The 26,196-nt window shown below is 39.7% G+C and carries 19 protein-coding genes and 2 pseudogenes; 18 read left to right on the top strand and 3 right to left on the bottom strand.

Annotated features, from left to right (window positions below; genetic code table 11):
* The first annotated feature begins 263 nt into the window (after positions 1-263).
* The 4 genes from dhaK to LG375_RS02995 are packed head-to-tail and all read left to right on the top strand — an operon-like array spanning position 264 to position 3,236.
* On the top strand, positions 264-1,253 hold the full coding sequence (dhaK, locus tag LG375_RS03010) for a dihydroxyacetone kinase subunit DhaK (RefSeq protein ID WP_225745248.1): 990 nt from the start codon (positions 264-266) through the stop codon (positions 1,251-1,253).
* A gap of 31 nt (positions 1,254-1,284) precedes the next feature.
* On the top strand, positions 1,285-1,860 hold the full coding sequence (dhaL, locus tag LG375_RS03005) for a dihydroxyacetone kinase subunit DhaL (protein WP_155213201.1): 576 nt from the start codon (positions 1,285-1,287) through the stop codon (positions 1,858-1,860).
* A 3-nt stretch (positions 1,861-1,863) separates the two neighbouring features.
* A complete protein-coding gene (dhaM, locus tag LG375_RS03000; RefSeq protein ID WP_013990335.1) occupies positions 1,864-2,238 on the top strand; it encodes a dihydroxyacetone kinase phosphoryl donor subunit DhaM in 375 nt (124 codons plus the stop codon).
* A gap of 14 nt (positions 2,239-2,252) precedes the next feature.
* Entirely contained in the window at positions 2,253-3,236 is a 984-nt protein-coding gene (locus LG375_RS02995) for a Gfo/Idh/MocA family protein (protein WP_225745247.1), read from the top strand.
* A gap of 57 nt (positions 3,237-3,293) precedes the next feature.
* On the opposite strand, the pseudogene LG375_RS02990 reads toward LG375_RS02995, so the two are convergent.
* Positions 3,294-4,487: pseudogene (locus LG375_RS02990) on the bottom strand (ferric reductase-like transmembrane domain-containing protein).
* Between the two features lie 270 nt (positions 4,488-4,757).
* Here LG375_RS02990 and LG375_RS02985 point away from each other — a divergent pair.
* Positions 4,758-5,102 (top strand): hypothetical protein, encoded by a 345-nt coding sequence (locus tag LG375_RS02985; RefSeq protein ID WP_002885337.1) that lies wholly within the window; start codon positions 4,758-4,760, stop codon positions 5,100-5,102.
* A 221-nt stretch (positions 5,103-5,323) separates the two neighbouring features.
* Here LG375_RS02985 and LG375_RS02980 read toward each other — a convergent pair whose 3' ends face one another.
* Positions 5,324-6,808: a DUF1846 domain-containing protein gene (locus LG375_RS02980; RefSeq protein ID WP_060971999.1), complete on the bottom strand. Its 1,485-nt coding sequence runs from the start codon at positions 6,806-6,808 to the stop codon at positions 5,324-5,326.
* Between the two features lie 307 nt (positions 6,809-7,115).
* Here LG375_RS02980 and LG375_RS02975 point away from each other — a divergent pair, with 307 nt between their 5' ends.
* From LG375_RS02975 to dexB, 7 genes and pseudogenes are all read left to right on the top strand, one after another.
* Entirely contained in the window at positions 7,116-8,375 is a 1,260-nt protein-coding gene (locus LG375_RS02975) for an ABC transporter permease (RefSeq protein ID WP_080610669.1), read from the top strand.
* Positions 8,376-8,390: 15 nt separating this feature from the next.
* Positions 8,391-9,023: an ABC transporter ATP-binding protein gene (locus LG375_RS02970; protein WP_198463762.1), complete on the top strand. Its 633-nt coding sequence runs from the start codon at positions 8,391-8,393 to the stop codon at positions 9,021-9,023.
* Positions 9,024-9,036: 13 nt separating this feature from the next.
* A complete protein-coding gene (locus LG375_RS02965) occupies positions 9,037-10,413 on the top strand; it encodes an ABC transporter permease (protein ID WP_225745246.1) in 1,377 nt (458 codons plus the stop codon).
* Between the two features lie 71 nt (positions 10,414-10,484).
* Positions 10,485-11,138, top strand: coding sequence for a response regulator transcription factor (locus LG375_RS02960; protein WP_037602238.1), 654 nt, complete (start codon positions 10,485-10,487; stop codon positions 11,136-11,138).
* On the top strand, positions 11,135-12,439 hold the full coding sequence (locus tag LG375_RS02955; protein WP_037602236.1) for a sensor histidine kinase: 1,305 nt from the start codon (positions 11,135-11,137) through the stop codon (positions 12,437-12,439). The genes LG375_RS02960 and LG375_RS02955 overlap by 4 nt, the downstream gene beginning before the upstream one ends.
* Positions 12,440-12,639: 200 nt before the next feature.
* Positions 12,640-12,777, top strand: a pseudogene (locus LG375_RS02950) (IS200/IS605 family transposase); the annotation flags it as partial.
* Between the two features lie 391 nt (positions 12,778-13,168).
* On the top strand, positions 13,169-14,779 hold the full coding sequence (dexB, locus tag LG375_RS02945) for a glucan 1,6-alpha-glucosidase DexB (protein ID WP_225745245.1): 1,611 nt from the start codon (positions 13,169-13,171) through the stop codon (positions 14,777-14,779).
* A 58-nt stretch (positions 14,780-14,837) separates the two neighbouring features.
* On the opposite strand, the gene LG375_RS02940 is transcribed toward dexB, so the two are convergent.
* Positions 14,838-15,833, bottom strand: coding sequence for a LacI family DNA-binding transcriptional regulator (locus LG375_RS02940; protein WP_013990346.1), 996 nt, complete (start codon positions 15,831-15,833; stop codon positions 14,838-14,840).
* A gap of 140 nt (positions 15,834-15,973) precedes the next feature.
* Here LG375_RS02940 and LG375_RS02935 point away from each other — a divergent pair, with 140 nt between their 5' ends.
* The 6 genes from LG375_RS02935 to LG375_RS02910 all read left to right on the top strand — a co-directional run bounded on the left by LG375_RS02935 (position 15,974) and on the right by LG375_RS02910 (position 25,824).
* Entirely contained in the window at positions 15,974-17,140 is a 1,167-nt protein-coding gene (locus LG375_RS02935) for a galactokinase (protein WP_060934054.1), read from the top strand.
* 19 nt (positions 17,141-17,159) lie between these two features.
* Positions 17,160-18,641 (top strand): UDP-glucose--hexose-1-phosphate uridylyltransferase, encoded by a 1,482-nt coding sequence (gene galT / locus LG375_RS02930; protein ID WP_064525316.1) that lies wholly within the window; start codon positions 17,160-17,162, stop codon positions 18,639-18,641.
* A gap of 29 nt (positions 18,642-18,670) precedes the next feature.
* A complete protein-coding gene (galE, locus tag LG375_RS02925; protein ID WP_049554065.1) occupies positions 18,671-19,672 on the top strand; it encodes a UDP-glucose 4-epimerase GalE in 1,002 nt (333 codons plus the stop codon).
* A 69-nt stretch (positions 19,673-19,741) separates the two neighbouring features.
* Entirely contained in the window at positions 19,742-20,788 is a 1,047-nt protein-coding gene (locus LG375_RS02920; RefSeq protein ID WP_225745244.1) for a galactose-1-epimerase, read from the top strand.
* A 110-nt stretch (positions 20,789-20,898) separates the two neighbouring features.
* Positions 20,899-22,803: a PTS sugar transporter subunit IIA gene (locus LG375_RS02915; protein ID WP_014632923.1), complete on the top strand. Its 1,905-nt coding sequence runs from the start codon at positions 20,899-20,901 to the stop codon at positions 22,801-22,803.
* Positions 22,804-22,806: 3 nt separating this feature from the next.
* Positions 22,807-25,824, top strand: a complete 3,018-nt coding sequence (locus tag LG375_RS02910) for a glycoside hydrolase family 2 TIM barrel-domain containing protein (protein WP_070849479.1) — start codon at positions 22,807-22,809, stop codon at positions 25,822-25,824.
* Positions 25,825-26,196: the final 372 nt, after the last annotated feature.

Below are 26,196 nucleotides of genomic sequence, written 5' to 3'. Positions count from 1 at the left end.
GCTTTGACGACTAAAATAGAACTTTCTATGAGATTTTTCTTCTACTTAATGATAGGGGGCAGGAAAATGGGGGGCTTGCCTTTTGCCTTGCTATTGGTAGAGGCAAATGCTACAATTAAATTATAAAATGTATGCGTTTACATGTTTTTACGCTACCTTTCCTAAAAAGCCTTGCAGTCCTTTATTTATAGAGGTCTTAGCAATTAAAGAAGGGAACAAATGTAAGTGCAAATAGATGATACCTTTGAAAAGGAGGCAATTCCATGAAAAAAATTATCAATAAACCTGAAAATGTTGTGACAGAGATGCTAGATGGTTTGGTTTATGTTCACAGTGATTTGGTGCATCGTGTTGACGGCTTTGACATCATTGTAAGAAATGAGCAGGCTGCTGGTCAAGTTGGTCTCATTTCTGGTGGTGGAAGTGGTCATGAGCCAGCCCATGCTGGCTTTGTAGGTGATGGTATGCTTTCAGCAGCCATCGCAGGTGCAGTGTTCACATCACCAACACCTGATCAAATTTTGGAAGCCATCAAGGAAGCAGATCAAGGGGCTGGTGTCTTCATGATTGTTAAAAATTATTCTGGGGACATCATGAATTTTGAGATGGCTCAAGAATTGGCTGAGATGGAAGGTATCGAAGTTGCCAGTGTTGTTGTGGACGACGATATTGCTGTGGAAAATAGCCTCTATACTCAAGGTCGTCGTGGGGTTGCAGGTACTATTTTCGTGCATAAGATTCTAGGTCATGCGGCTCGCGAAGGTAAGTCTCTGGCTGAAATCAAAGACTTGGCTGACAAGATTGTTCCTAATATCCACACCATTGGTTTGGCCCTTAGTGGTGCGACGGTTCCTGAGGTTGGTAAACCTGGTTTTGTCCTAGCAGAGGATGAAATAGAGTACGGTATTGGTATCCATGGTGAACCAGGCTATCGCAAGGAGTCTATGCAACCTTCTCGACAGTTAGCTGAAGAATTGACAGGGAAGCTCCTTGAAGCCTTTGAGGCTAAGTTAGGTGAACGCTATGCCCTTCTCATCAATGGTATGGGTGCGACACCTCTCATGGAGCAGTATGTCTTTGCTAATGATGTAGCAAGCATTCTTGGAGATGCCGGACTAGATGTGGCATATAAAAAATTAGGTAATTACATGACATCTATTGATATGGCAGGCCTCTCATTGACTCTGATGAAGATTGAAGATGAGACTTGGCTTGAGGCTTTGGAGAGTCCAGTTAAGACTATTGCTTGGTAGTCTGACGTGAGAACTAGAAATTAGGTATATTATGGATAAAACAGTTGCAGTAAAATGGATGCAAGGCTTTGACCAAAAAGTTGAAGCAGAAAAAGACCACTTGTCTGAATTAGACGGTCCTATTGGAGATGGTGATCATGGTGCTAACTTGGCGCGTGGTATGGCAGCAGCCGTTGAAGCTATTAAGAGCACGGAACCACAAAGTGCAGCAGAAGTGTTTAAGGCAGTCTCAATGGCCTTGATTAGCAAGGTTGGTGGTGCCTCAGGTCCGCTTTATGGGTCTGCCTTTATGGGCATGATGAAGGCTGAACAAGCTGGACAGGATTTGGCAGGAGTACTTGAGGCAGGTCTCGAGATGATTAAAAAACGAGGCCATGCACAAGCTGGTGAAAAGACCATGGTGGATGTTTGGCATCCGGTTGTTGAAGCTGTCAAACAAGGTCAACTAACCAATGATGTCATTGACCAAGCTGTTCTTTCAACCAAGGAAGTTGCGGCTACAAAGGGGCGTGCCTCTTATGTCGGTGAGCGTTCAATTGGTCACATTGACCCAGGTTCCTATTCGTCTGGCTTACTCTTCAAAGCCCTACTAGAAGCGGAGGAATAGGACATGCCAGAACTTGGAATTGTGATTGTATCCCACTCTGCTGATATCGCTAAAGGTTTGGTGAGTCTGATTCGTGAAGTTGCGCCAGATATTCCTCTGACGGCTACAGGTGGTCTTGAAGATGGTGGCTTGGGTTCTAGTTTTGACCATGTTCAAGTAGCAGTGGATAGTCAGCCTGCTAACCGTCTCTTGGCCTTTTATGATCTGGGCAGTGCTCGCATGAATTTGGAGATGGTTGAAGAATTTTCAGACAAGGAAATCCTTATTCAGCAGGTACCTCTCATTGAGGGGGCCTATGCGGCATCAGCCTTGCTTCAGGCAGGAGCGAGTGAAGTTGAAATCTTATCACAGATAAATGAATTAACCATTCAAAAATAGAATAAAGGAAAACTATGACAAATCAAATTAAGTATAAATGGGCTACTCTTGGGACGGGTGTTATTGCCAATGAGTTGGCACAGGCTTTAGAGGCTCTAGGTGGTAAACTCTATTCCGTTGCAAATCGTACCTATGATAAGGGAGTGGCCTTTGCTGAGACATATGGTATTGAAAAGGTTTATAAAGAGATTGATGAAGTGTTTAAAGATCCTGAAGTGGATATTATCTACATTTCAACGCCTCACAATACGCATATCAATTTTCTTCGCAAGGCACTCGCAGCAGGTAAACACGTCCTCTGTGAAAAATCTATCACCTTAAATAGTGAGGAATTGGCAGAAGCTATCCAGCTCGCCGAAGAAAATCATGTCAAACTGGCAGAAGCCATGACTATTTTCCATATGCCTATCTATCGAAAACTATCTGAAATCGTGGAAAGTGGTAAGCTAGGGCCTCTCAAGTTCATCCAGATGAACTTCGGTTCTTACAAAGAATATGACATGACCAACCGCTTTTTCAATCGTAATCTAGCTGGTGGTGCCCTACTTGATATCGGTGTCTATGCCCTATCTTTCGTGCGTTGGTTTATGACCTCACAACCGACAGAGATGGTTTCACAGGTCAAATTAGCTCCAACTGGTGTTGATGAACAAGCGGGTATTCTCCTTGCCAATGCAGAAGGGGAAATGGCGACTGTAACCCTGAGTCTTCATGCTAAACAACCTAAACGTGGTACTATCGCCTATGACAAGGGCTATATCGAACTTTATGAATACCCACGTGGGCAAAAGGCGGTCATCACCTATACGGAAGATGGCTCACAAGAAGTCATCGAAGCAGGAGAAACCGCTAAAGCCCTTCAGTATGAAGTTCTCGATATGGAAGCAGCCGTTGCAGGCGAGGATGATCATACCTACCTCAATTACAGCCGAGATGTCATGGACCTCATGACACAACTCCGCAAAGACTGGGGTTTGACCTACCCAGAAGAAGAGTAGGAGTTATAGAAACAAACGATAAAAGGCTCAGCAAGGCTGAGTCTTTTTAATCTTATCTTATTTAAAACTGAAGCCCTCATAAACGAGTTCAGCCCTTGGATTGTTTGCTGTAAAGGTTTTAGCAAATGCTTCCATCATTTTTACTGGACCACACATAAAGACAGTTGTGTCATCAGTGAGAGGATAGTCAGTGAAGTCCAGATAACCATCCACTTGACTATTAATAGTGTGAAGTTTGAAATTTCTATTTTTTGTAGCATATGCAGTCAACATCTCCAGATAGACAGCGTTCTGCTCACCTGTATAGGCGTAGTAGAAGTCGACATCCCTATCAAGGACAGGATTTTCACGGATATAGGAAATGAAAGGGGTGATGCCGATACCACCTGCAATCCAAACTTGCTTGTCACGACCTTGATCTAGCAACATGTGACCATAGGCACGGTCGATAGCTACAGGGCTTCCGACTCTAAGCTTCTTGTAGATTTGTTTGGTATGATCACCTGAGGCCTTAACGGTAAAGTAGATAATATTACCATGTCCACCTGAGATAGAGAAAGGGTGGGGTGCCTTTTCAAAACCAGCTTGAAGGGTCTTAATAAAGGCAAATTGACCAAACTGATAATCCATTGGATGTGTTAACCTAATGGCTATTTCGGTTGTGTCATGGTTTATACGTTCTAAGCCCACAATCTTCCCACGATTCTTAAAGCCGAAAATTTGGTAGAGGAAGATGATATAAAATCCTGAGCTTAAACCAAGAATAGCGAAGACCCCCACTACCAAGGATAAGAGACTTGGCTTAGTCAATACTTGTCCTAAAATTAAGTAGACGTGGGAGAGACCAAAAATATATGCCAAGTAAACCAAACGATGAAGCCAACGCCAAGTTTCATATTTGAGACGTTTACCAAGAAAGGCCAGAACCACAATAGTCAAGAAAGTATAAATGCCAAGGTTTCCTAGCTGACCAGCTAGACGAGACCCCCATAGACTCCCCATACCGATGTTGTGGAAGACAAGGAGAATAACGGATAAGATGGCAAGAAACTTGTGGACAGCGTACATGCTCTCAATCCCGTTAAAGAGTTTTTCCAATAGTCGTGATCGTGTTGCCAACATAAAAGTTCATGATAGGGTGGTTAAAGCTAGACCAGGAGCGACGAAGTTTGTCATGCCTGTTGCTAGCCAAGCATAGACCGTCAGACCCAGACTTGCAATTAGTAGAAGAATTCCTTTATATGATTTCATGTAACCTTCTTTCCATACCGAAATATTACTAATTAGTTGTAAACGATATTGTTACATTATGCCTTATAAAAAACTGTTCGTCAAAAATAGCCTATAAAAATTTTATTTTTAGTAATAAAAAGCTAAGATTATTATAGTAATCAAGGCACCTAAGAACTTTTGAAAACATAAAACATTTTCAAGAAATCTTGATTTAACAGTCATTTCCCTTGTGTAAGCGTTTCAAAAGGTGTATACTATAAATGAAAAGATAGGAAAAGGAGATGACTAGTGGCTAGTATTACAATAGAAGCGAGCAAGGTAGCTAGAAAGAGTCCTATTCGCGTAGACAGTAGTCTTGTGGGGACAGTTTCTGGAGTGGAAGACGTGAGCGTTTCCCTACCATCGTCAAAAGCTCGTTTGAGTGTCGGAAAATTGGGTTACAAGTCTAACACCATTACGGTGGAGGACGGGCAAACTGTCCGTGTTACTAGCAATTTTCTAAATCGCTTTATAGCGATAGCGCCATTGTTACTCTATCTTGTTGGAGGCCGTTACCTCCCACTTGTTGCAGTCCTATCTACTATAATTTTGCTTTTTAGCTTACCTTTTCTCAAGTTAGAAATCGTAGGCTGATTAGAATCGGGAGTGGCTTAGCCCTCTGTTTGATACCTTTAACTCACTTTTTCATAATAATGCTAGGCCACTCCCTTTTCATTGGGAACGGGTCGAGACGAAAGAGTGGGTTATCAAAAAGGGAACTCGATAGAGTTTCCCTTTTTTCTTTCTCAAATTAGATTCAATTCTAAAAGACCCCAGTTAGTAAAACTGAGGTCTTTGATGTTTCTAGTGATTTATTATTTACGATACAATTTGTCGTATTGATAGTAAGGGTCGAAGGTCACATTGATACCAAGCTTACGGAGAACATTTTTATCTTCATCAGTAAGGATGATAGTTGAGTGGGCTTCAGAACCCTTGAGGTTACCAAGTTCCTCCATGGCACGCGCTGCATCCGCATTGTTAGCAGCTGTGATGGCCAAGGCAATGAGGATTTCGTTTGAGTGGAGGCGAGGGTTACGGCTACCTAAATGGTCAATTTTCAGACCTTGGATAGGTTTAACCACCTCAGGCTCGATAAGTTTAGTATCCTTATCAATACCTGCAGAAGTCTTGATAGCGTTGATTAAAGCAGCCGCAGTTGGACCAAAGAGTTCTGAATTTTTACCAGTGACGATTTGACCATTTGGCAATTCGAGGGCAAGAGCAGAACCACCTGTTTCTTCAGCCTTAGCGCGTGCTGCAACGACCACTTGGCGATCTTCAGGAGTAATACCAAGATCATTCATGAGCAACTCAATTTTCTTGACAGCAGTCTCAGGAACACGTTCATTTTTGAAATCAAGTACAGTTTGATAGTAGCGACGGATGATTTCTTGTTTAGAAGCTTCTTTGGCAGCCTCATCATCCGTAATGGCAAAACCAACCATGTTAACACCCATATCCGTAGGTGAAGCATAAGGAGACTCACCAAGGATACGCTCAAGCATACGTTTGAGGACTGGGAAAATCTCGATGTCACGGTTGTAGTTTACCGTAGTCTTGCCATAAGTTTCCAAGTGGAATGGGTCAATCATATTGACATCATCAAGGTCTGCAGTGGCAGCTTCATAGGCCAAGTTAACTGGGTGATGAAGCGGCAAATTCCAAACTGGGAAGGTTTCAAATTTAGCATAACCTGACTTGATACCATTGATTTGGTCGTGGTACATGTTAGACATACATGTCGCCAATTTACCAGAACCAGGACCAGGAGCAGTAACGACGATAAGGTTACGGCTAGTCTTGATATAATCGTTTTTCCCCATACCCTCAGGTGAAATGATATGGTTCATATCCGTTGGGTAGCCCTTGATAGGGTAGTGGATGTAAGACGTGATGCCATTTTTTTCCAATTGGTTACGGAAAGCATCGGCTGCAGGTTGACCAGAATACTGTGTAATAACAACAGAACCCACATAGATATTGAGCTCGTTGAATTTATCAATCAGACGAAGCACCTCTTGGTCGTAGGAAATGCCAAGGTCACCACGAGCCTTAGAATGCTCGATATTGCTGGCATTAATAGCAATAACCACTTCGACCTGATCTTTGAGCTCTTGAAGGAGCTTGATTTTATTGTCAGGTTCATAACCAGGAAGGACGCGGGCAGCGTGGAAATCTTCCAACATCTTACCACCAAACTCCAAGTAGAGCTTGCCGTCAAACTGGTTAATGCGATCCAAAATATGGTCGCGTTGCAGATTCAAATACTGTTCAGAACTAAAAGCTTGTTTCTTCATAAATAAAAATACCTCTGAGAAAAATTATATCAAATGCCGAGGGTAAATGCTATTGACGAGAGACGATTTATGGGAGAAAAAGAGGTGAAGTCAATCATGAAACGTATTTTTTTACGATAGTCCTTTAGAGTTATTATTTAATTGGAGTTCTCATCTCAACAGTTAGATTTTTAGATAACAATCACTTTAGAATATTGAATTTCATAAAGGTTTCACATTTGTCGTCTATAATTTGGATAAGAAAAATGAAGAGTCCTCATTTATCTTTGGTGTAGCTGAGGGCCAATGTCTTAAATGGAGGTGGAAGATGGTTCTCTTACAACAGGCAGTTGCTTATATTTTCCGCAAAAAAACGCGGAATTTTATCCTTTTTCTTATTTTATTTTTGATATTATCTTGCTTGTATTTTTGTTTTTCTCTTATGCAAGTTGGTGGAGGAATGGAGGCACAAATCAGGAAGTCAAGTGGGGCAAGTTTTGATCTGGTAAGTAAAGAAAGAGGGAGTGCCTTTTCCTGGAAAGAGGGGGCAAAGATTAGTCATCTATCTGATGTGATTTCAACGATACCTCAATATGTAAGTCCGGTGCGACTTATCGATAAGAAGGTAGTTACAGGAAAACAAACGGTGGAACGTGATGATCTTGATAATGAGGCTAATCAAGCCTTGGGAGCCACTTTTACTAAGGAAACAGGACAAAGTGTTGATTTTAGGAGTGGTGCTTTTCAACTCATTAAGGGGAAGCACATATCTGCTAAAAGGCAAATTATGATTCATGAATCGCTTGCTAGGAAAAATAAGCTAAGCGTCGGAGATAAGCTGACCTTGTCCAATTTCCAGATGACTGAAAGTGGAGCTAGGGAAATGACCTTTGATATAGTTGGTATTTTTTCTGGCAAGAAGGAGGAGACATTTACTGGAATGTCCTCAGATTTAAGTGAAAATCAAATCTTCCTCCATTATGACGATAATAGCCAACTGCTTAATTTGACTGATAAGTTAGTGACAAAATTATCCTTTGGTATTAAGAATCCAGATAGAATCAATCAAGTCATTAAACAAGTGGAACAATTGAATATCGATTGGAATCGTCTACGTTTAGACGAGGACCGTAAGGCTTTTGACTCCTTGAAGGAATCGTCTAAAGCGCTACAAGGAATCGTCAGAACGATGATGATTAGTTTAATTGTTACAGGAGCAGGGATCCTCTCATTTTTAATGGCACTATGGACGCGTGAGCGAAATCATGAGATAGGTATTCTTTTAGCAATTGGGAAGAGTAAGGGACGCATTTTTGCCCAATTTCTTATGGAGATATTGTTGGTGTCCCTTATGTCTTTGCTACCTGCCCTTGCTATTGGACGGCTACTAAGTCGACTGTTTTTGCAAGAATTTATAGGACAGCAAGGACAGCAGCAGGCTCTTCAGTTATTAGATCAAATACCTCAGGGACTACCTTTAGGCCAATCTTATCTAAGTCTTCTAGTCTTGGTAATATTATCGCTCGGTGTGACAACAGGTCTCATTTGGCGTAAAACTCCAAAAGAAATCTTATCTAATATGAGTTAAGGAGAAAGGAACACTATGTTAGAACTCAAAGATGTTACGTATAGTTATCAAAATAAAAGTGAAGCTATCCTCTCGAAAGTGAATTATCGTTTCGAGAAAGGTAAATTTTATAGTATTATTGGGCAATCTGGAGCGGGAAAATCGACCTTACTTTCCCTTTTGGCAGGTCTTGATTATCCCAAGAAGGGGCAGGTCTTGTTTAATGGAGAAAATATCAAGAAAAAAGGCTCTAGTTATCATCGTAGACACCATGTTGCGCTTGTTTTTCAAAATTACAATCTCATTGATTATCTTACACCTTTAGAAAATGTACGACTTGTTAATAAAAATGCCGATAGGAAGATACTTTCTGAATTGGGATTAGATGAAAAACAAATTAATCGAAATGTCCTGCAACTTTCAGGTGGGCAACAACAACGTGTAGCGATTGCGCGGGCTTTGGTTTCAGAGGCTCCAATTATCTTAGCAGATGAACCGACAGGAAATCTAGACGAGGAAACTGCCAAGGATATTATTGCTATCCTTAAAAGAATGGCCTTAGATCGCCAAAAATGTGTCATAGTTGTTACGCACAGTAAGGAAGTTGCTCAGGCATCTGATGTGGTTTTAGAGTTGAAGAAGACACAACTCATAGAAAAGAAAAAATAAAGAAAGGACTCTTATGTTTCGAAACGCTTTTGCATATATTACACGAAAATGGTCAAAGTCACTATTACTGTTAATTATTATTCTTTTGATGAGTACTCTTAGTTTGTTAGGACTTGCTATGCGAAGTGCAACCCAAGAAGCTGCATCCAAGAGTCTAGGGTCAATTACCAATAGTTTTTCAATGCAGATTAATCGTAACACGAATCCTGGAACTCCTCGTGGGGCTGGAAATCTTAAGGGAGAAGATATTAAAAAGATTAGTGAGACTAAAGGGATTGTTTCGACTATAAAACGGATAAATGGTATTGGTGATTTACTAGATTATGAGATTATCGAAACAGAGCAAACGCTACAAAATCAGTCTCCAGAACGTGCTAAAAATTTTAAGTCTACCTTGATGTTGACAGGAGTCAATGACTCATCAAAAGAAGACAAATTTGTTTCAGGTGCTTATAAACTAGTTGAAGGAGAACATCTAACCGATAAGGATCATAATCAAATCTTGATGCACGAAGATTTAGCTAAAAAGAATGGTCTTAATGTAGGAGATAAAGTAAAGCTTAAATCTAATCTCTATGACGCTGATAACGAAAAAAGGGCTGATGAAACAGTAGAAGTGACTATCAAAGGTTTATTTTCTGGTCAAAATAAAGCAGCCGTTACCTATGCTCAGGAGTTGTATGAAAACACCCTCATCACTGATCTAGATACAGTAGCAAAACTCTATGGTAATACTGTAGAAACTGCCACTTATGAGGATGCCACTTTCTTTGCTAAAGGCGATCAAAATCTTGATTCCTTGATAGCAAAGATTAAAAAGTTGAATATTAACTGGTCCCTCTACGATCTTGTTAAGAGCTCGTCAAATTACCCTGCTTTACAGAAATCTATTCTTGGGATGTATCGTGTGGCAAACCGTATGTTTATTGGAAGTCTCATTTTGACAAGTTTATTGCTAACCCTTCTGTTAATTTTATGGTTAAATGCTCGTCGTAGAGAAGTTGGTATCTTTTTGGCCTTGGGACTTAAAAAGACACAGGTTGCGGGTCAATTTTTAATAGAATTGCTGATGATTGCCTTACCAGCCTTTCTTTTGTCATATGGTTTAGCTAGTTTCTTTGCCGAAAAAGTTGGTAATACAGTCCTTTCCAATGTAACAGAAGGTATCAATAAGCAAATGGCCAAAGAATCACTAGCTGCAAATCTTGGTGGAGGGGCTGAGGCAGAAAGCTTCAGTAAGACTCTAACTCAGATTCACATGACAGTCCAACCTAAGCAACTTTTGGTAGTCATTCTAGTCGGTGGATTTATTTTAAGCTTGGTATCCTTGATTTCTTCTCGCTGGCTTCTTCACAAGAAACCCAAGGACCTCTTAGTTGATGTTGAATGATAAGTTTGCTGCACCTATAAAAAACGGTATAATGGAAGAAAGAGACCATATATAGATTAAAAGGATAATGTATGAAGATACTAATCGTAGAAGATGAAGTCCTGATTCGCGAAGGGATGAGCGACTATCTCATGGAATGTGGCTATGAGGTCTTTGAAGCAGGCGATGGGCAGGAGGCCCTGGACCTCTTTCACAGAGAGGCGCCAGATCTGGTCTTGCTGGATATCCAGCTCCCTATCCTCAATGGCTTGGAAGTACTCAAGACCATCCGGAAGACCAGCTCAGTCCCTGTCCTCATGCTAACGGCCTTCCATGACGAGGACTATAAGTTGACAGCCTTTGGAGAGTTGGCAGATGGCTATCTGGAAAAACCCTTCTCCTTGTCCCTCTTGAAGGTCCGTATCGAAGCTATTTTTAAAAAGCTTCAGCCTTCACGGGTCTTCACCTATGGAGAGGCACAGGTGGATTTTGAGAGCTACACAGCCAGCCTAGCTGGGCAGGCCATCTCCATGAATGCCAAGGAGTTGGAAATCTTGGAATACCTGCTCCAGCATGAAGGCAAGGCCCGGACTCGCTCTCAGATCCTCGATGCCGTCTGGAAGGAGACGGAGGAGATTCCTTTTGATCGGGTGATCGATGTCTATATCAAGGAACTACGAAAAAAACTAGAGCTGGACTGTATCGTTACGGTACGCAATGTCGGCTATAAATTGGAGAGACCATGACCAAACGGAGTATCTTTGCAAAAATCTTTCTGATTACCTTTGCCCTTTTTAGTAGCTTAGTCATTCTTCTACATGCTTCGGTTTACTTTATTTTTCCATCGACCTATATCGAGTCCCAGCGCCAGACGATTTTGAAGAAATCGCAAGCTCTGGCTAAGAGTTTCCAGGGCCAGGAAGAAGGGACCATTGAGTCGGTCATCGACCTTTATTCCAAGACCAATGATATCAAGGTGTCTATCAAAGGAAAGCAAAAACAAAATGCCCTAGAGGTCAAGGATGACCTGCTCGTGAACCCTGACAGCCAGAATAATTCCTTGGTCATTGAAGAGCGAAAGATTCAGACCAAGGAAGGGAAGGACTTGACCTTGCAATTCTTAGCGACCGTCGATTCCCAAAAGGAAGCGCGGGACATCAGTCTGGGCTTTCTTCCCTATAGTCTCCTTGCTTCCTTTGTTCTGTCATTGCTTGCCTCCTATCTCTATGCCCGCATGATTTCTGCTCCGATCCTTGAGATCAAGCAGATGACCAAGCGGATGAAACGGCTGGATCGGACAGCCAGTCTTCCTATTCACTCGCAGGATGAGATTGGCGTTCTCAAGCAACAGATCAACGACCTCTATCACCATCTTTTAGAGGTGATCGACAATCTAGAGCAGCAGAAACAGGAAAATCTGAAGTTGGAGCAGATGAAGGTCGAGTTCCTACGGGGGGCTTCGCATGAGCTCAAGACCCCTCTGGCCAGCTTGAAGATTATCCTAGAAAATATGCGAGATAAAATTGGTCGCTACAAGGATCGGGACCGCTACCTATTAGTTTCTCTTGACATCGTCGATGAGATGAACCAGATTGTCCTAGAGATCCTGTCTTTATCTTCTGTTCAAGAATTAGGTGGTGATAAGGAGTGGATTCAGTTAGATGATGTGGTAAATCGCATACTCACTCAAAATCAAGTGTTGGTTGAGAATCGCTCCCTATCAATTGACAATTATCTTCCGGCAACTAGTATTTTCATGAATTTACCTATTTTGAAATTGGTTCTCTCAAATATCATCAGTAATGCAGTCAAGCATTCTGATAAGGGTGGAGTGATTCGAATAGGTTTAGAAAATGAAGGAACTGATTTTGTCATTGAAAATACGATTGTATCTAAAGAAAATACTCCAACTAAAGTTCAGTCTAAGAAAGAAGGAGGATTAGGCCTTTTTGTGGTTAAATACCTTCTAGAGCATGAGGAACTTAGCTATAGATTTGAAGAAAGTTCCATGGGGAGACGCTTTGTTATGGTCTTGCCCAAAAAGTAAAAAGTGACGGTTGAGGTATTAACCGTCGTTTTTGTCTCACGAAACCCACTAGCTGTGCTAGTGGTTCCGAAAAGCTTTTAGCGATGTATCAAAAAAGTCCCCCTAAAGTGTAATATTAGATAAGGTTTCCCGACCACTAACTAGTATACAAAAGGAGGACCCCTGATGAGACAGGATAATAATAGTTTAGCACATACTACCACGCTAATTTAAAGTATAAATTTGGGAATTTCAAATTTTGGTGTTGAGGGTTTTATGTTGATACGGTTGGGCTAAATCAAAAGTGAATTGAAGAATATATTCGTAATCAATTACAAGAAGACGTGATAGCAGATTAGCTCAGTCTTTTCGAGGAATATTGTCCGTTTACAGGTGAAAAGAATAAAAGAAAGTAGTCTTAAAGAGACCCGCTAGTCGGGTCAGCTAGCAAAGGTGGTGCTGAAGGGAAACCATTCGGTAGGCCTTTAGGCCTCGGCCGGTAGCAGAGGCTTTCAGCCGAAGAGCAAACCACCCGTTCTCACGGGTGGTTTTGATTTGTATTGTTAAGCTAAGCAAAGGCTAACCTTTCATTTTAAGTCTATTATTTCTCAACATTACTAAAATTTAAGGAGTCTGGAGTATAGGTCATTGAAATGTTTTTAACAAAAAGAAAACGTTTGCATAACTCTGATAAAAATGTAAAATAGAACTATCAGACTCACGATGATAATAAATACGAGGAGTAGAATCATGCAAAAATATTGGTGGCATAAAGCTACGATTTATCAAATTTACCCTAAATCATTCATGGATTCCAATGGTGATGGTATCGGTGATCTCAAGGGGATCACAAGTAAACTAGAATATCTTCAAAAACTCGGAATCACGGCCCTATGGCTTTCACCTGTCTATGACAGTCCAATGGATGACAATGGCTATGATATCGCTAACTATGAGGCTATTGCAGATATTTTTGGAGACATGAGTGACATGGATGAGCTTTTGGCGGAAGCCAAGAAGCGTGATATCCGAATTATTATGGACTTGGTGGTTAACCATACCTCTGATGAGCATGCATGGTTCATCGAAGCGCGTGAAAATCCAGAAAGTCTTGAACGAGATTTCTACATCTGGCGAGACAAACCTAATGAGTTAGTGTCTATCTTTAGTGGCTCCGCTTGGGAATATGATGAGACCTCAGGGCAATATTATCTGCATTTCTTTAGTAAGAAACAGCCAGACCTCAACTGGGAAAATCCACAGTTGCGCCAGAAAGTTTATGACATGATGAATTTCTGGATTGATAAGGGAATCGGTGGTTTCCGCATGGATGTGATTGATATGATTGGTAAGATCCCAGATCAACTGATTGATACAAACGGTCCAAAACTTCACGATTATATCAAGGAGATGAACCAGGCAAGCTTTGGAAAGCACGACCTTCTAACCGTTGGTGAAACCTGGGGAGCAACACCTGAAATTGCTAAACAGTATTCAAATCCAGATAATCAAGAACTTTCCATGGTTTTCCAGTTTGAACATATTGGACTTCAGCATAAGCCAGATAGCCCTAAATGGGAGTATGAGAAGGAGTTGGATGTTTCAGCACTTAAGGCTATTTTTAATAAATGGCAAACCGAGTTAGAGTTGGGACAAGGGTGGAACTCACTTTTTTGGAATAACCATGATCTGCCTCGTATTCTCTCAATGTGGGGAGATACTGGTGTCTATCGTGAGAAGTCAGCCAAGGCCTTGGCTATCCTCCTTCATCTGATGAGAGGAACACCTTACATTTATCAAGGTGAAGAAATCGGCATGACCAATTATCCTTTTAGAACTTTGGAAGAATTGAATGACATTGAATCTCTCAACTATGCCAAAGAAGCTCTCGAAAAAGGGGCATCGATAGAAGTTATCATGGACCAAATCCGCCAGGTGGGTCGTGACAATGCTCGAACACCAATGCAATGGGATACGTCTAAAAATGCTGGATTTAGCAGATCGGATAAGACTTGGTTACCTGTTAATCCAAACTATAAGGACATAAATGTTGAATCAGCCCTGGCCAATCCAGATTCGATTTTCTATACCTATCAGAAACTGGTTGAGCTTCGTAAAACACAGGATTGGCTAATTGATGCTGACTTTGAACTTTTAGAGACTGCTGACAAAGTCTTTGCTTATATTCGGAAAACCAAAGATAGCAGTTATCTGGTTGTAGTCAACCTATCAGACCAAGAACAAGACTTCTGTTATGATTTCGAAAGAGCAGAAGTTGTCATTGCAAATACCGAATTAGAGCCAATTAAAGACCAAGGCAAACTCCAAGCCTGGGATGCTATTTGTGTGAAAGTGAAATAAAAAGAAAAGTGGTTGTCAACTAACTGTTGGCGACCACTTTTTATCTATTAAATAGTTGTTATTTCGTACTTTCTCTCAGAGTCAGTTTAGTGCCCAACATAGTAAGTGTCGGGATTTCTCTTGGAGCCAAGACTTGTTTATTGAGGACATCCATGGCAGTTCGTCCCATTTCTTCGGTGTAGACAGTGACACTAGAAAGTGGCGGATAAACTTGTTTGGCTAGACTGGTGTCATTAAAGGAGATAATCTGGATATCTTCTGGGACATTAATGCCATTTTCCTGAAGGGCTCTAAGAGCACCGATAGCCAGACTATCACTAGCAGCAAAGTAGGCATCTGGTAGGGGTGTACCACTTGCTATTTTAGAGGCTAAAAGGTCATAGCCAGATTGAACTGTAAAATTACCTGAAAGAATCAAAAGAGGGTCATAGATGCTCTTTTCAATACAGTAGTTACGATAAGAACGTAAACGAGGCTCCGGAACGATTTCAGTTGAATCCGTTGTTTTTTCTTGCCCTGTTAAAAGACCGATGCTCTTACACCCTTGCTCAGTGAGATAACTTAGTGCCGTTTGAACAGCATTTTCAAAGTCAGTTGTCACACAAGGATGTCCCTGAAGTAGGGTATCACTATCTACAAAGACCAGTAATCTACCCAATGATTCCAATTCAGTAATCTGTTCACGACTAAACTTTCCGATACAAAGTATACCTATGACTTCTTCAGCGAGACTAAAAGGAATGTCATTGAAATAACGAAGCATCTCGTAGTCTAGCTCATGGGCTCTTGTTTCAATTCCAAGCCGAATGTTGTAGTAGTAGAGATCGTCTAACTCATCTTCCTCACTTACCCATTGGATAATTGCCACTTGATGTTTTTCTTTTTTCAAGTTTCCGATTTTCTTATGTTTGGTATATCCGATTTCATCTGCCGCAGTTAAAATACGGTGCCTGGTTTCTTCAGTAACGGAGAGGTTTTCATCTTGGTTGAGAACACGTGAAACAGTTGCGATTGATACATCAGCCAATTTTGCGATATCTTTTAATGTAGCCATATTGTTCTCCTTTCATCCAAAGTATATCATAATTTCTAAAATTTTACCTATTTTTTACTAAAAAAACAGTAAAAATATTGATTTTCCTTGTGAAAGGGGTTACACTGTTAGTGTAAAAAAGAATAAGTGAGGTACATCCTATGAAGACATCACAGTTAAGAGAAAAGTTTAAAGAAGTTTTTGGTGTAGAAGCAGAACATACTTTCTTTTCTCCAGGTCGTATTAATTTGATTGGTGAACACACTGACTACAACGGTGGACATGTGTTCCCAGCAGCTATTACCTTAGGTACTTACGGAGCGGCCCGTAAACGTGATGACAAAGTTTTGCGTTTCTTCTCAGGTAACTTTGAAGATAAGGGAATCATCGAAGTTCCACTTGAAAATCTTCGTTTTGAAAAAGAACACAACTGGACAAACTATCCAAAAGGTGTTCTTCATTTCTTGCAAGAAGCTGGTCATACGATTGATTCAGGTATGGATATTTACATCTATGGTAACATTCCAAATGGATCAGGCTTGTCATCATCATCATCTTTGGAATTATTGATTGGTGTTATTGCTGAAAAACTTTATGACCTTAAATTGGAACGCCTTGACTTGGTTAAAATCGGTAAGCAAACTGAAAATGACTTTATCGGCGTTAACTCTGGTATCATGGACCAATTCGCTATTGGTATGGGAGCTGATCAACGTGCGATTTACTTGGATACAAATACTTTAGAGTATGACTTGGTACCACTTGACCTAAAAGACAATGTTGTTGTTATCATGAACACTAACAAACGTCGTGAATTGGCTGATTCTAAATACAATGAACGTCGTGCTGAATGTGAAACAGCAGTATCTGAACTCCAAGAAAAACTTGATATCCAAACACTTGGTGAATTGGACCTCTGGACATTCGATGCATACAGCTACTTGATTAAAGACGAAAACCGTATCAAACGTGCCCGTCACGCAGTTCTTGAAAATCAACGTACACTTCAAGCCCGTAAAGCTCTTGAATCAGGAGATTTGGAAGGCTTTGGTCGTCTTATGAATGCTTCTCACGTGTCATTGGAACATGATTACGAAGTTACAGGTCTTGAACTTGATACTTTGGCACACACAGCATGGGAACAAGAAGGTGTTCTTGGAGCTCGTATGACAGGAGCGGGCTTTGGTGGATGTGCCATCGCACTTGTAAACAAAGATAAAGTTGAAGATTTCAAAAAAGCAGTTGGTCAACGTTATGAAGAAGTCGTTGGTTATGCACCAAGCTTCTATATTGCTGAAGTAGCTGGCGGTTCACGAGTACTTGATTAATGAGAAAGAAGTAGAGATTATGGCTGAAAATTTAGTAAACACTTTTGTAACTCTGGTTATTGAAAATAGTGATTATGAGGAATTGGACCGTATCTATTTGACAAACAAAGTTTTTGCTTTGGTTGGAGAAGGAGTTGCTGATGTTGAAACAGATAGCTCTGAGTTGATTGACCTTAAAGACCAGTTGCTTCAAGCAGGTGTTAAAGCTGGTTCTGTAGGTGAACTTAATGAAGAACAAGATATCATCGGTGCTCAACTCATGGACTTGATTACACCAAGCCCTAGCCTTGTCAATCGTAACTTCTGGGATACTTATAAATCTGACCCAGAGCAAGCAATTGCTGACTTTTATGCACAAAGTAAACGAAATGATTATGTGAAAGTCAAAGCCATTGCACAAAATATTGCTTATAAAGCACCTACTAAATACGGTGACTTGGAAATTACGATTAACCTTTCGAAACCGGAAAAAGATCCAAAAGCCATCGCTGCTGCTAAAAATGCGGTAGCTTCTGATTATCCAAAATGCCAACTTTGTATGGAAAATGAAGGTTATCTTGGTCGCATCAATCACCCAGCACGTAGTAATCATCGTGTTATTCGTTTCCAAATGGAAGGAAATGACTGGGGCTTCCAATATTCACCATATGCTTACTTTAATGAACATTCTATCTTCTTTTATAGTAAGCACGAACCAATGCACATCAGTCCATTGACGTTTGGTCGTCTCCTATCAATTGTTGAAGCATTTCCTGGTTACTTCGCAGGTTCAAATGCCGATCTTCCAATTGTAGGTGGTTCGATTCTTACACATGAACACTATCAAGGTGGTCGCCATACCTTCCCAATGGAAGTAGCAGGCATTAAAGAAAAAGTTAGTTTTGATGGTTACTCTGATGTTGAGGCTGGTATCGTTAATTGGCCTATGTCAGTTCTTCGTTTAAGAAGTGAAGATAAGGAAAGACTTATTGCTCTTGCAACCAAAATTTTAAATTGTTGGCGTGGTTATTCAGACGAAAAAGCTGGTGTCTTGGCTGAGTCTGATGGACAACCTCACCACACCATTACCCCAATTGCTCGTAGAAAAGACGGCAAATTTGAATTGGATTTGGTTCTTCGTGACAATCAAACTTCTGAAGAACATCCAGACGGTATCTACCACCCACATAAAGATGTTCAACATATTAAGAAAGAAAACATTGGTTTGATTGAAGTTATGGGATTGGCCATTCTTCCTCCTCGTTTGAAAACAGAACTTAAAGATGTTGAAGATTATCTATTAGGTCAAGGTAACCAAGTTGCTCCAATTCACCAAGAATGGGCAGATGAACTCAAAGCTCAAAATCCGAATGTTACGGCTGAGGAAGTGACAGAAGTTGTTCGACAATCTGTTGCAGATATCTTTGCTCGTGTACTAGAAGATGCAGGTGTTTATAAGACTAATAGTGAAGGCTTAGATCAGTTTAAAGCATTTGTAGATTTTGTAAATTTAGCTGATTAATTGTTTTTTCTGAAGAAAGGAGATAAGAAATGGCAATTTTAGTATTAGGTGGAGCTGGTTATATCGGTTCTCACATGGTTGATCGCTTAGTTGAAAAAGGTCAAGAAAAAGTAGTAGTAGTAGATAGTTTGGTAACCGGTCACCGTGCTGCCGTACATCCAGATGCTATTTTCTACCAAGGCGATCTCTCTGATCAAGATTTTATGAGAAAGGTCTTCAAAGAAAATCCTGATGTTGATGCCGTTATTCACTTTGCGGCCTATTCATTGGTTGGTGAATCAATGGAAAAACCACTCAAATATTTTGATAACAATACAGCTGGAATGGTTAAATTGCTTGAAGTTATGAACGAATGCGGTGTTAAATACATTGTCTTCTCATCAACAGCAGCAACTTACGGAATTCCAGAAGAAATTCCAATTCTTGAAACAACACCACAAAAACCTATCAACCCATACGGTGAAAGTAAGTTGATGATGGAAACTATCATGAAGTGGTCTGATAAAGCTTATGGTATTAAATATGTGCCACTTCGTTACTTCAACGTTGCTGGTGCAAAACCTGATGGATCTATCGGTGAAGACCATGGTCCAGAAACTCACCTTCTCCCAATTATCCTTCAAGTAGCTCAAGGTGTTCGTGAAAAAATCATGATTTTTGGTGATGACTACAACACTCCTGATGGTACAAATGTTCGTGACTATGTTCACCCATTTGACTTGGCTGATGCTCACCTCCTTGCTGTTGAATATCTTCGTAAAGGTAATGAATCTACAGCCTTTAACTTAGGTTCATCAACGGGATTCTCAAACCTTCAAATTCTTGAAGCCGCTCGTAAGGTAACTGGTAAAGAAATCCCAGCTGAGAAAGCTGATCGTCGTCCTGGTGATCCTGATACATTGATTGCTTCATCTGAAAAAGCACGTACAGTTCTTGGATGGAAACCACAATTTGATAACATCGAAAAAATCATCGCAAGTGCTTGGGCATGGCATTCTAGCCATCCAAAAGGGTACGATGATCGAGGATAATTAAAATAATAAAAAAAGGGTCAAAGAGTATATATAATTATTGTACTCTTTGTTTTTTGAGGAAATAGTATGAAAATAAACTGCGAAATTATTGGAAAAGTTGATTCAGGCGATGTCAGTAAAATTTCAATGGAAAATAATAATGGTGTTGTCATTTCCACACTCACAACAGGTGCTACACTTCAGGAGTTTTTGGTTCCAACAGAAACTGGTGCTCTTAAAAATATAGTACTTGGTTTCAGTGATTACGAGGATTACTATAAGAATAATTTATGTGCCTGCCAGTCCATTGGTAGGGTTGCTGGAAGAATTGGGAAAGCTTCGTATACTCATAATATGGTTCTTTATAGCCTTCCTAAGAATGAGGGAGAAAACTGTTTACATGGCGGTCCAAAAGGAATGCAGGTTCAAAATTGGAACTATGTCACAAACCTGAATGATGAATATGTTGAGACAAAATTTATTAGAAGACTTTATTCAAGTGTAGATGGCTTTCCTGGTGATGTTACAGTCTCTATTAGTTATAGACTTAACAATAATAACCGCTTAACAATACTCTTTGAAGCCTTCGATGTTACAGAGTCAACAGTCTTTAATCCGACAAACCATGTTTACTTTAATCTTAGCGACAAACAGGATTTATCAAGTCATGAGTTACAAATCTATTCAGACTATCGTTTAGAGTTGGATTCTGAGTTAATTCCAACAGGACAAAAAATTAATGTAGATGGAACGAATTATGATTTCAGAAAGACAACTGACTTGCTACCTCGAATTGAAGCAAATAACGGTTTTGATGATGCCTTTGTAGTTGGAGGGGAAACTTGTGATCATGTGAAAAAAGTAGCTATTTTGCATGACAAAGAAAGCGGAGATGGTATTGAAATCTTCTCTAACAGAAATGGTTTAGTTATTTATACTATGGATATTATAGAGGATAATATTTACTTTGCGAGAGATCGAGGAACAATTGCAAAAGGACGAGAAGCTATAGCTATGGAAGCTCAAACACTCCCAGATGCCGTTAATCATACAGATTTTGGAGATATCATCTTGGAGGAGGGTCATAGTGTAAGCTATGAAATCGGTTTCCAATATTTTAATTCATCAAAATAATCATGTTTTAGTAAAAATTTAGTAAAAAATCACTAAAACTATTGACGATTTAAACTAATACTTATATAATGTAAGCGTATTCAAAAAACAACTAACAGGAGGTTTTCGTAATGGGAAAATCTAAAGGTCAAATGAAGTCTCGTCTATCCTATTCAGCTGGTGCTTTTGGTAACGACGTCTTCTATGCAACGTTGTCAACATACTTTATCATGTTTGTGACAACTCACTTGTTTAACACAGGTGATCCAAAGCAAAATAGTCACTACGTACTATTAATTACTAACATCATCGCTATTTTGCGTATCTTGGAAGTATTTATCGATCCATTGATTGGTAACATGATTGATAACACTCATACTAAGTATGGTAAATTCAAACCATGGGTAGTTGGTGGTGGTATCATCAGTTCTATCGCCTTGTTGCTTCTCTTCACCGATTTAGGTGGTTTGAATAAAACAAATCCTTTCTTGTACCTTGTACTTTTCGGAATTATCTACCTTGTAATGGATGTCTTCTACTCAATTAAAGATATCGGTTTCTGGTCAATGATTCCTGCCTTGTCTCTTGACAGTCATGAACGTGAAAAAATGGCAACTTTTGCCCGTATTGGTTCTACTATTGGTGCCAATATTGTAGGTGTTGCCATCATGCCAATCGTTTTGTTCTTCTCTATGACGAACAGTAGTGGCTCTGGAGATAAATCTGGATGGTTCTGGTTTGCATTTATCGTTGCTCTCATTGGTGTGATTACATCAATTGCTGTTGGTATTGGTACACGTGAAGTTGAGTCAAAACTTCGTGATAACAAAGAAAAAACTAGCCTTAAACAAGTCTTTAAAGTTCTTGGTAAAAACGACCAATTGATGTGGTTGTCTCTCGGATATTGGTTCTATGGTCTTGGTATTAATACACTTAATGCTCTTCAACTTTTTTACTTCACATTTATCCTTGGTGATCCAGGGAAATATTCAATCCTTTACGGATTGAATACAGTTGTTGGTTTGGTTTCAGTTTCACTCTTCCCTAGCCTAGCTGGTAAATTCAACCGTAAACGTTTGTTCTATGGATGTATTGCAGTAATGCTCGGTGGTATCGGAATCTTTAGTATTGCAGGAACATCACTTCCAATGATCTTGACTGCTGCTGAACTCTTCTTTATTCCACAACCTCTTGTGTTCCTTGTTATCCTCATGATTATCTCTGACTCAGTAGAATATGGTCAATGGAAATTGGGACACCGTGATGAATCACTTACTTTGTCAGTTCGTCCACTTGTTGATAAACTTGGTGGTGCGATGTCAAACTGGCTTGTTTCTACAATTGCCGTAGCTGCTGGTATGACAACAGGTGCCTCAGCATCAACAATTACAACACATCAACAGTCTATCTTTAAGCTTAGCATGTTTGGTTTCCCAGCAGCAGCAATGCTTATCGGAGCCTTCATTATTGCTCGTAAAATCACTTTGACTGAAGCACGTCACGCTGAAATTGTTGAAGAATTGGAACATCGCTTTAGCGTAGCAACTTCTGAAAATGAAGTTAAAGCTAACGTCGTATCTCTTGTAAACCCTACAACTGGCCATTTGGTTGACCTCTCAAGTGTTAATGATGAACACTTTGCTTCAGGTAGCATGGGTAAAGGTTTCGCCATTAAACCTACTGATGGAGCTGTCTTTGCACCAATTAGTGGTACCATTCGTCAAGTTCTTCCTACTCGCCATGCAGTTGGTATTGAAAGTGAAGATGGTGTCATTGTTCTTATCCACGTTGGTATCGGAACAGTTAAACTTAAAGGTGAAGGATTCATTAGTTACGTAGAACAAGGTGATCGTGTTGAAGTTGGACAAAAACTTCTTGAGTTCTGGTCACCAATTATTGAGAAAAATGGTCTTGATGACACAGTACTTGTCACTGTAACCAATTCAGAAAAATTCAGTGCTTTCCATCTTGAACAAGAAGTTGGAGAAAAGGTAGAAGCTTTGTCTGAAGTTATTACCTTCAAAAAAGGAGAATAATCTATGAACACGACTGAAAAAATTCAAACTTACTTAAACGATCCAAAGATTGTTAGCGTCAATACTGTTGACGCTCACTCAGATCATAAGTATTTTGAATCTCTTGCAGAATTTTCTGAAGGGGAGATGAAGTTAAGACAATCTCTTAATGGAAAATGGAAAATTCACTATGCTCAGAATACAAATCAAGTTTTAAAAGACTTTTATAAAACAGAATTTGATGAAACTGATTTGAATTTCATCAATGTACCAGGTCATTTAGAGCTTCAAGGTTTTGGTTCTCCACAATATGTGAATACCCAATATCCTTGGGATGGTAAAGAATTCCTTCGTCCACCTCAAGTTCCTCAAGAATCAAATGCTGTTGCATCATATGTTAAACATTTTACCTTGAATGATGCATTAAAAGATAAAAAAGTATTTATCTCATTCCAAGGGGTTGCCACTTCCATCTTTGTATGGGTCAATGGTAACTTCGTAGGATACAGTGAAGATTCATTTACACCTAGTGAATTTGAAATTAGTGATTACCTTGTTGAAGGTGATAACAAGTTGGCGGTAGCTGTTTATCGTTACTCTACAGCAAGCTGGTTGGAAGACCAAGACTTCTGGAGACTTTACGGTATTTTCAGAGATGTTTACTTGTATGCTATTCCAAAAGTTCACGTTCAAGATCTCTTTGTTAAGGGAGATTATGATTACCAAACAAAAGCAGGTCAATTGGATATTGATTTGAAGACTGTTGGTGATTACGAAGATAAGAAGATTAAATATGTTCTTTCAGATCATGAAGGCATCGTTAAAGAAGGTGATGCATCTGTTAATGCTGACGGTGAACTATCTGTAAGTCTTGAAGATTTGCAAATCAAACCTTGGAGTGCTGAAAGTCCTAAACTTTACAATTTGACCCTTCATGTTTTGGATGATGGCCAAGTTGTTGAAGTCGTTCCAGTTAAGGTTGGATTTAGACACTTTGAAATTAAAGATAAACTTATGCTTTTGAATGGTAAGAGAATTGTCTTTAAAGGGGTTAACAGACACGAATTTAACGCTAGAACAGGACGTTGTATCACTGAAGAAGATATGCTTTGGGATATCAAAGTGATGAAACAACATAACATCAATGCTGTTCGTACTTCTCACTATCCGAACCAAACACGTTGGTATGAATTGTGTGATGAATATGGACTTTATGTTATCGATGAAGCCAACCTTGAAACACACGGTACATGGCAAAAACTTGGTCTAAGCGAACCTTCATGGAATATCCCAGCTAGTGAACCAGAATGGTTGCCTGCTTGTTTGGATCGTGCCAATAACATGTTCCAACGTGATAAGAACCATGCTAGTGTTATCATTTGGTCTTGTGGTAATGAATCATATGCTGGTAAAGATATTGCTGACATGGCTGATTACTTCCGTAGTGTTGACAATACTCGTCCAGTTCACTATGAAGGTGTTACATGGTGTCGTGAATTTGATTACATTACAGACATCGAAAGTCGTATGTATGCGAAACCAGCTGATATTGAAGAATACCTCACTAACAATCCTCAAAAACCTTATATTTCATGTGAATACATGCACACAATGGGTAACTCTGGTGGTGGATTGAAACTCTACACTGATTTAGAGAAATATCCAGAATACCAAGGTGGATTTATTTGGGACTTCATTGACCAAGCTATTTACAAACCACTTCCAAATGGTAGCGAATTCCTATCATATGGTGGTGACTGGCATGATAGACCTTCTGACTACGAATTTTGTGGAAATGGTATTGTCTTCGCAGATCGTACCCTAACTCCAAAACTTCAAACAGTTAAACATCTTTACTCTAATATTAAGATTGCTGTTGATGAAAAATCAGTAACTATCAAGAATGATAATGTCTTTGAAGATCTTTCTGCTTATACTTTCCTAGCTAGAGTTTACGAAGATGGTAGAAAAGTTAGCGAAAGTGAATATCACTTTGATGTTAAACCAGGTGAAGAAGCAACATTCCCAGTAGAATTCGCTGTTGGAGCTTCAAATGCTGAACGAATTTATGAAGTTGCTTGTGTTCAGAATGAAGCAACTGAATGGGCTCCAAAAGGACATGAAATTATTCGTGGTCAATATGTTGCTGAAAAGATTAGCACTGAAACACCAGTTAAAGCACCTTTGAATGTTGTTGAAGGCGACTTCAACATCGGAATTCAAGGACAAAACTTCTCTATCTTGCTTTCACGTGCACAAAATACGCTAGTATCTGCTAAGTATAACGGTGTTGAATTCATTGAGAAAGGTCCTAAACTTAACTTTACTCGTGCTTACACTGACAACGATCGTGGTGCTGGATATCCATTCGAAATGGCAGGCTGGAAAGTTGCTGGAAACTATAGTAAGGTTACAGATACTCAAATTCAAATTGAAGATGACTCTGTTAAAGTGACTTATGTTCATGAATTGCCTGGCTTGTCTGATGTCGAAGTTAAGGTGACTTATCAAGTTGATTACAAGGGTCGAATCTTTGTTACTGCAAACTATGATGGTAAAGCAGGTTTGCCAAACTTCCCTGAATTTGGTCTAGAATTTGCTATCGGTTCACAATTTACAAACCTAAGCTATTATGGATACGGTGCAGAAGAAAGCTACCTTGATAAACTTCCTGGTGCCTATCTTGGTCGATATGAAACATCTGTTGAAAAGACATTTGCTCCATATCTAATGCCACAAGAATCTGGTAATCACTATGGTACTCGTGAATTTACAGTATCTGATGATAACCATAATGGTCTTAAATTCACCGCACTTAATAAGGCATTCGAATTCAGTGCTTTGCGTAACAGTACTGAACAAATTGAAAATGCTCGTCATCAATATGAATTGCAACAATCTGATGCTACATGGATTAAAGTTCTTGCTGCTCAAATGGGTGTCGGTGGTGACGACTCATGGGGTGCTCCAGTTCATGACGAATTCTTGGTTAGCTCAGCAGATAGCTATCAATTGAGCTTCGTGATTGAACCACTCAACTAAAGTATTATTGGACTTTGCCTCCAACGATATATTTGATAAAGGAAACTCGAAAGGGTTTCCTTTTGTCATGGTTTGAAGTAAGAAAAAAGGAAACAGACCTCTGTTTCCTTTTAAAATATAACTCAGTTTTCAATTCCTTTAAAAATGGGAGTGGTCAAGTAAAATTATGAAAAAGTGAGTTAAAGTTATTGATATAGAGAAGGGACTAAACCACTCCCAAGGCGTTAATGATTTTTTGTAGCTTTAAATGAAACTTGAAGATTATGCCTTGACGTTAATCGTCCAATGGCACTCTATCTAATATAAGTATACAACTTTGAGTTTAGATGTCCCAAAATAAGACTCTATGGATTCTTATCTGTATTGTGATTG

Source organism: Streptococcus sp. Marseille-Q3604, from assembly GCF_916619785.1.
Taxonomy (GTDB): domain Bacteria; phylum Bacillota; class Bacilli; order Lactobacillales; family Streptococcaceae; genus Streptococcus.
Note: the sequence above shows the minus strand (reverse complement) of the source record. Positions and strands in the feature narration are given on the sequence as shown.

Excerpts from the sequence above, each read along its gene's own strand:
- galE (WP_049554065.1), top strand. The coding sequence starts at position 18,671 with ATGGCAATTTTAGTATTAGGTGGAGCTGGTTATATCGGTTCTCACATG.
- LG375_RS02970 (WP_198463762.1), top strand. The coding sequence starts at position 8,391 with ATGTTAGAACTCAAAGATGTTACGTATAGTTATCAAAATAAAAGTGAA.
- dhaK (WP_225745248.1), top strand. The coding sequence starts at position 264 with ATGAAAAAAATTATCAATAAACCTGAAAATGTTGTGACAGAGATGCTA.
- LG375_RS02940 (WP_013990346.1), bottom strand. The coding sequence starts at position 15,833 with ATGGCTACATTAAAAGATATCGCAAAATTGGCTGATGTATCAATCGCA.
- LG375_RS02965 (WP_225745246.1), top strand. The coding sequence starts at position 9,037 with ATGTTTCGAAACGCTTTTGCATATATTACACGAAAATGGTCAAAGTCA.
- LG375_RS02935 (WP_060934054.1), top strand. The coding sequence starts at position 15,974 with ATGAAGACATCACAGTTAAGAGAAAAGTTTAAAGAAGTTTTTGGTGTA.
- LG375_RS02955 (WP_037602236.1), top strand. The coding sequence starts at position 11,135 with ATGACCAAACGGAGTATCTTTGCAAAAATCTTTCTGATTACCTTTGCC.
- galT (WP_064525316.1), top strand. The coding sequence starts at position 17,160 with ATGGCTGAAAATTTAGTAAACACTTTTGTAACTCTGGTTATTGAAAAT.
- LG375_RS02995 (WP_225745247.1), top strand. The coding sequence starts at position 2,253 with ATGACAAATCAAATTAAGTATAAATGGGCTACTCTTGGGACGGGTGTT.
- LG375_RS02975 (WP_080610669.1), top strand. The coding sequence starts at position 7,116 with ATGGTTCTCTTACAACAGGCAGTTGCTTATATTTTCCGCAAAAAAACG.
- LG375_RS02920 (WP_225745244.1), top strand. The coding sequence starts at position 19,742 with ATGAAAATAAACTGCGAAATTATTGGAAAAGTTGATTCAGGCGATGTC.
- dhaL (WP_155213201.1), top strand. The coding sequence starts at position 1,285 with ATGGATAAAACAGTTGCAGTAAAATGGATGCAAGGCTTTGACCAAAAA.
- dhaM (WP_013990335.1), top strand. The coding sequence starts at position 1,864 with ATGCCAGAACTTGGAATTGTGATTGTATCCCACTCTGCTGATATCGCT.
- LG375_RS02910 (WP_070849479.1), top strand. The coding sequence starts at position 22,807 with ATGAACACGACTGAAAAAATTCAAACTTACTTAAACGATCCAAAGATT.
- LG375_RS02980 (WP_060971999.1), bottom strand. The coding sequence starts at position 6,808 with ATGAAGAAACAAGCTTTTAGTTCTGAACAGTATTTGAATCTGCAACGC.
- LG375_RS02915 (WP_014632923.1), top strand. The coding sequence starts at position 20,899 with ATGGGAAAATCTAAAGGTCAAATGAAGTCTCGTCTATCCTATTCAGCT.
- LG375_RS02960 (WP_037602238.1), top strand. The coding sequence starts at position 10,485 with ATGAAGATACTAATCGTAGAAGATGAAGTCCTGATTCGCGAAGGGATG.
- dexB (WP_225745245.1), top strand. The coding sequence starts at position 13,169 with ATGCAAAAATATTGGTGGCATAAAGCTACGATTTATCAAATTTACCCT.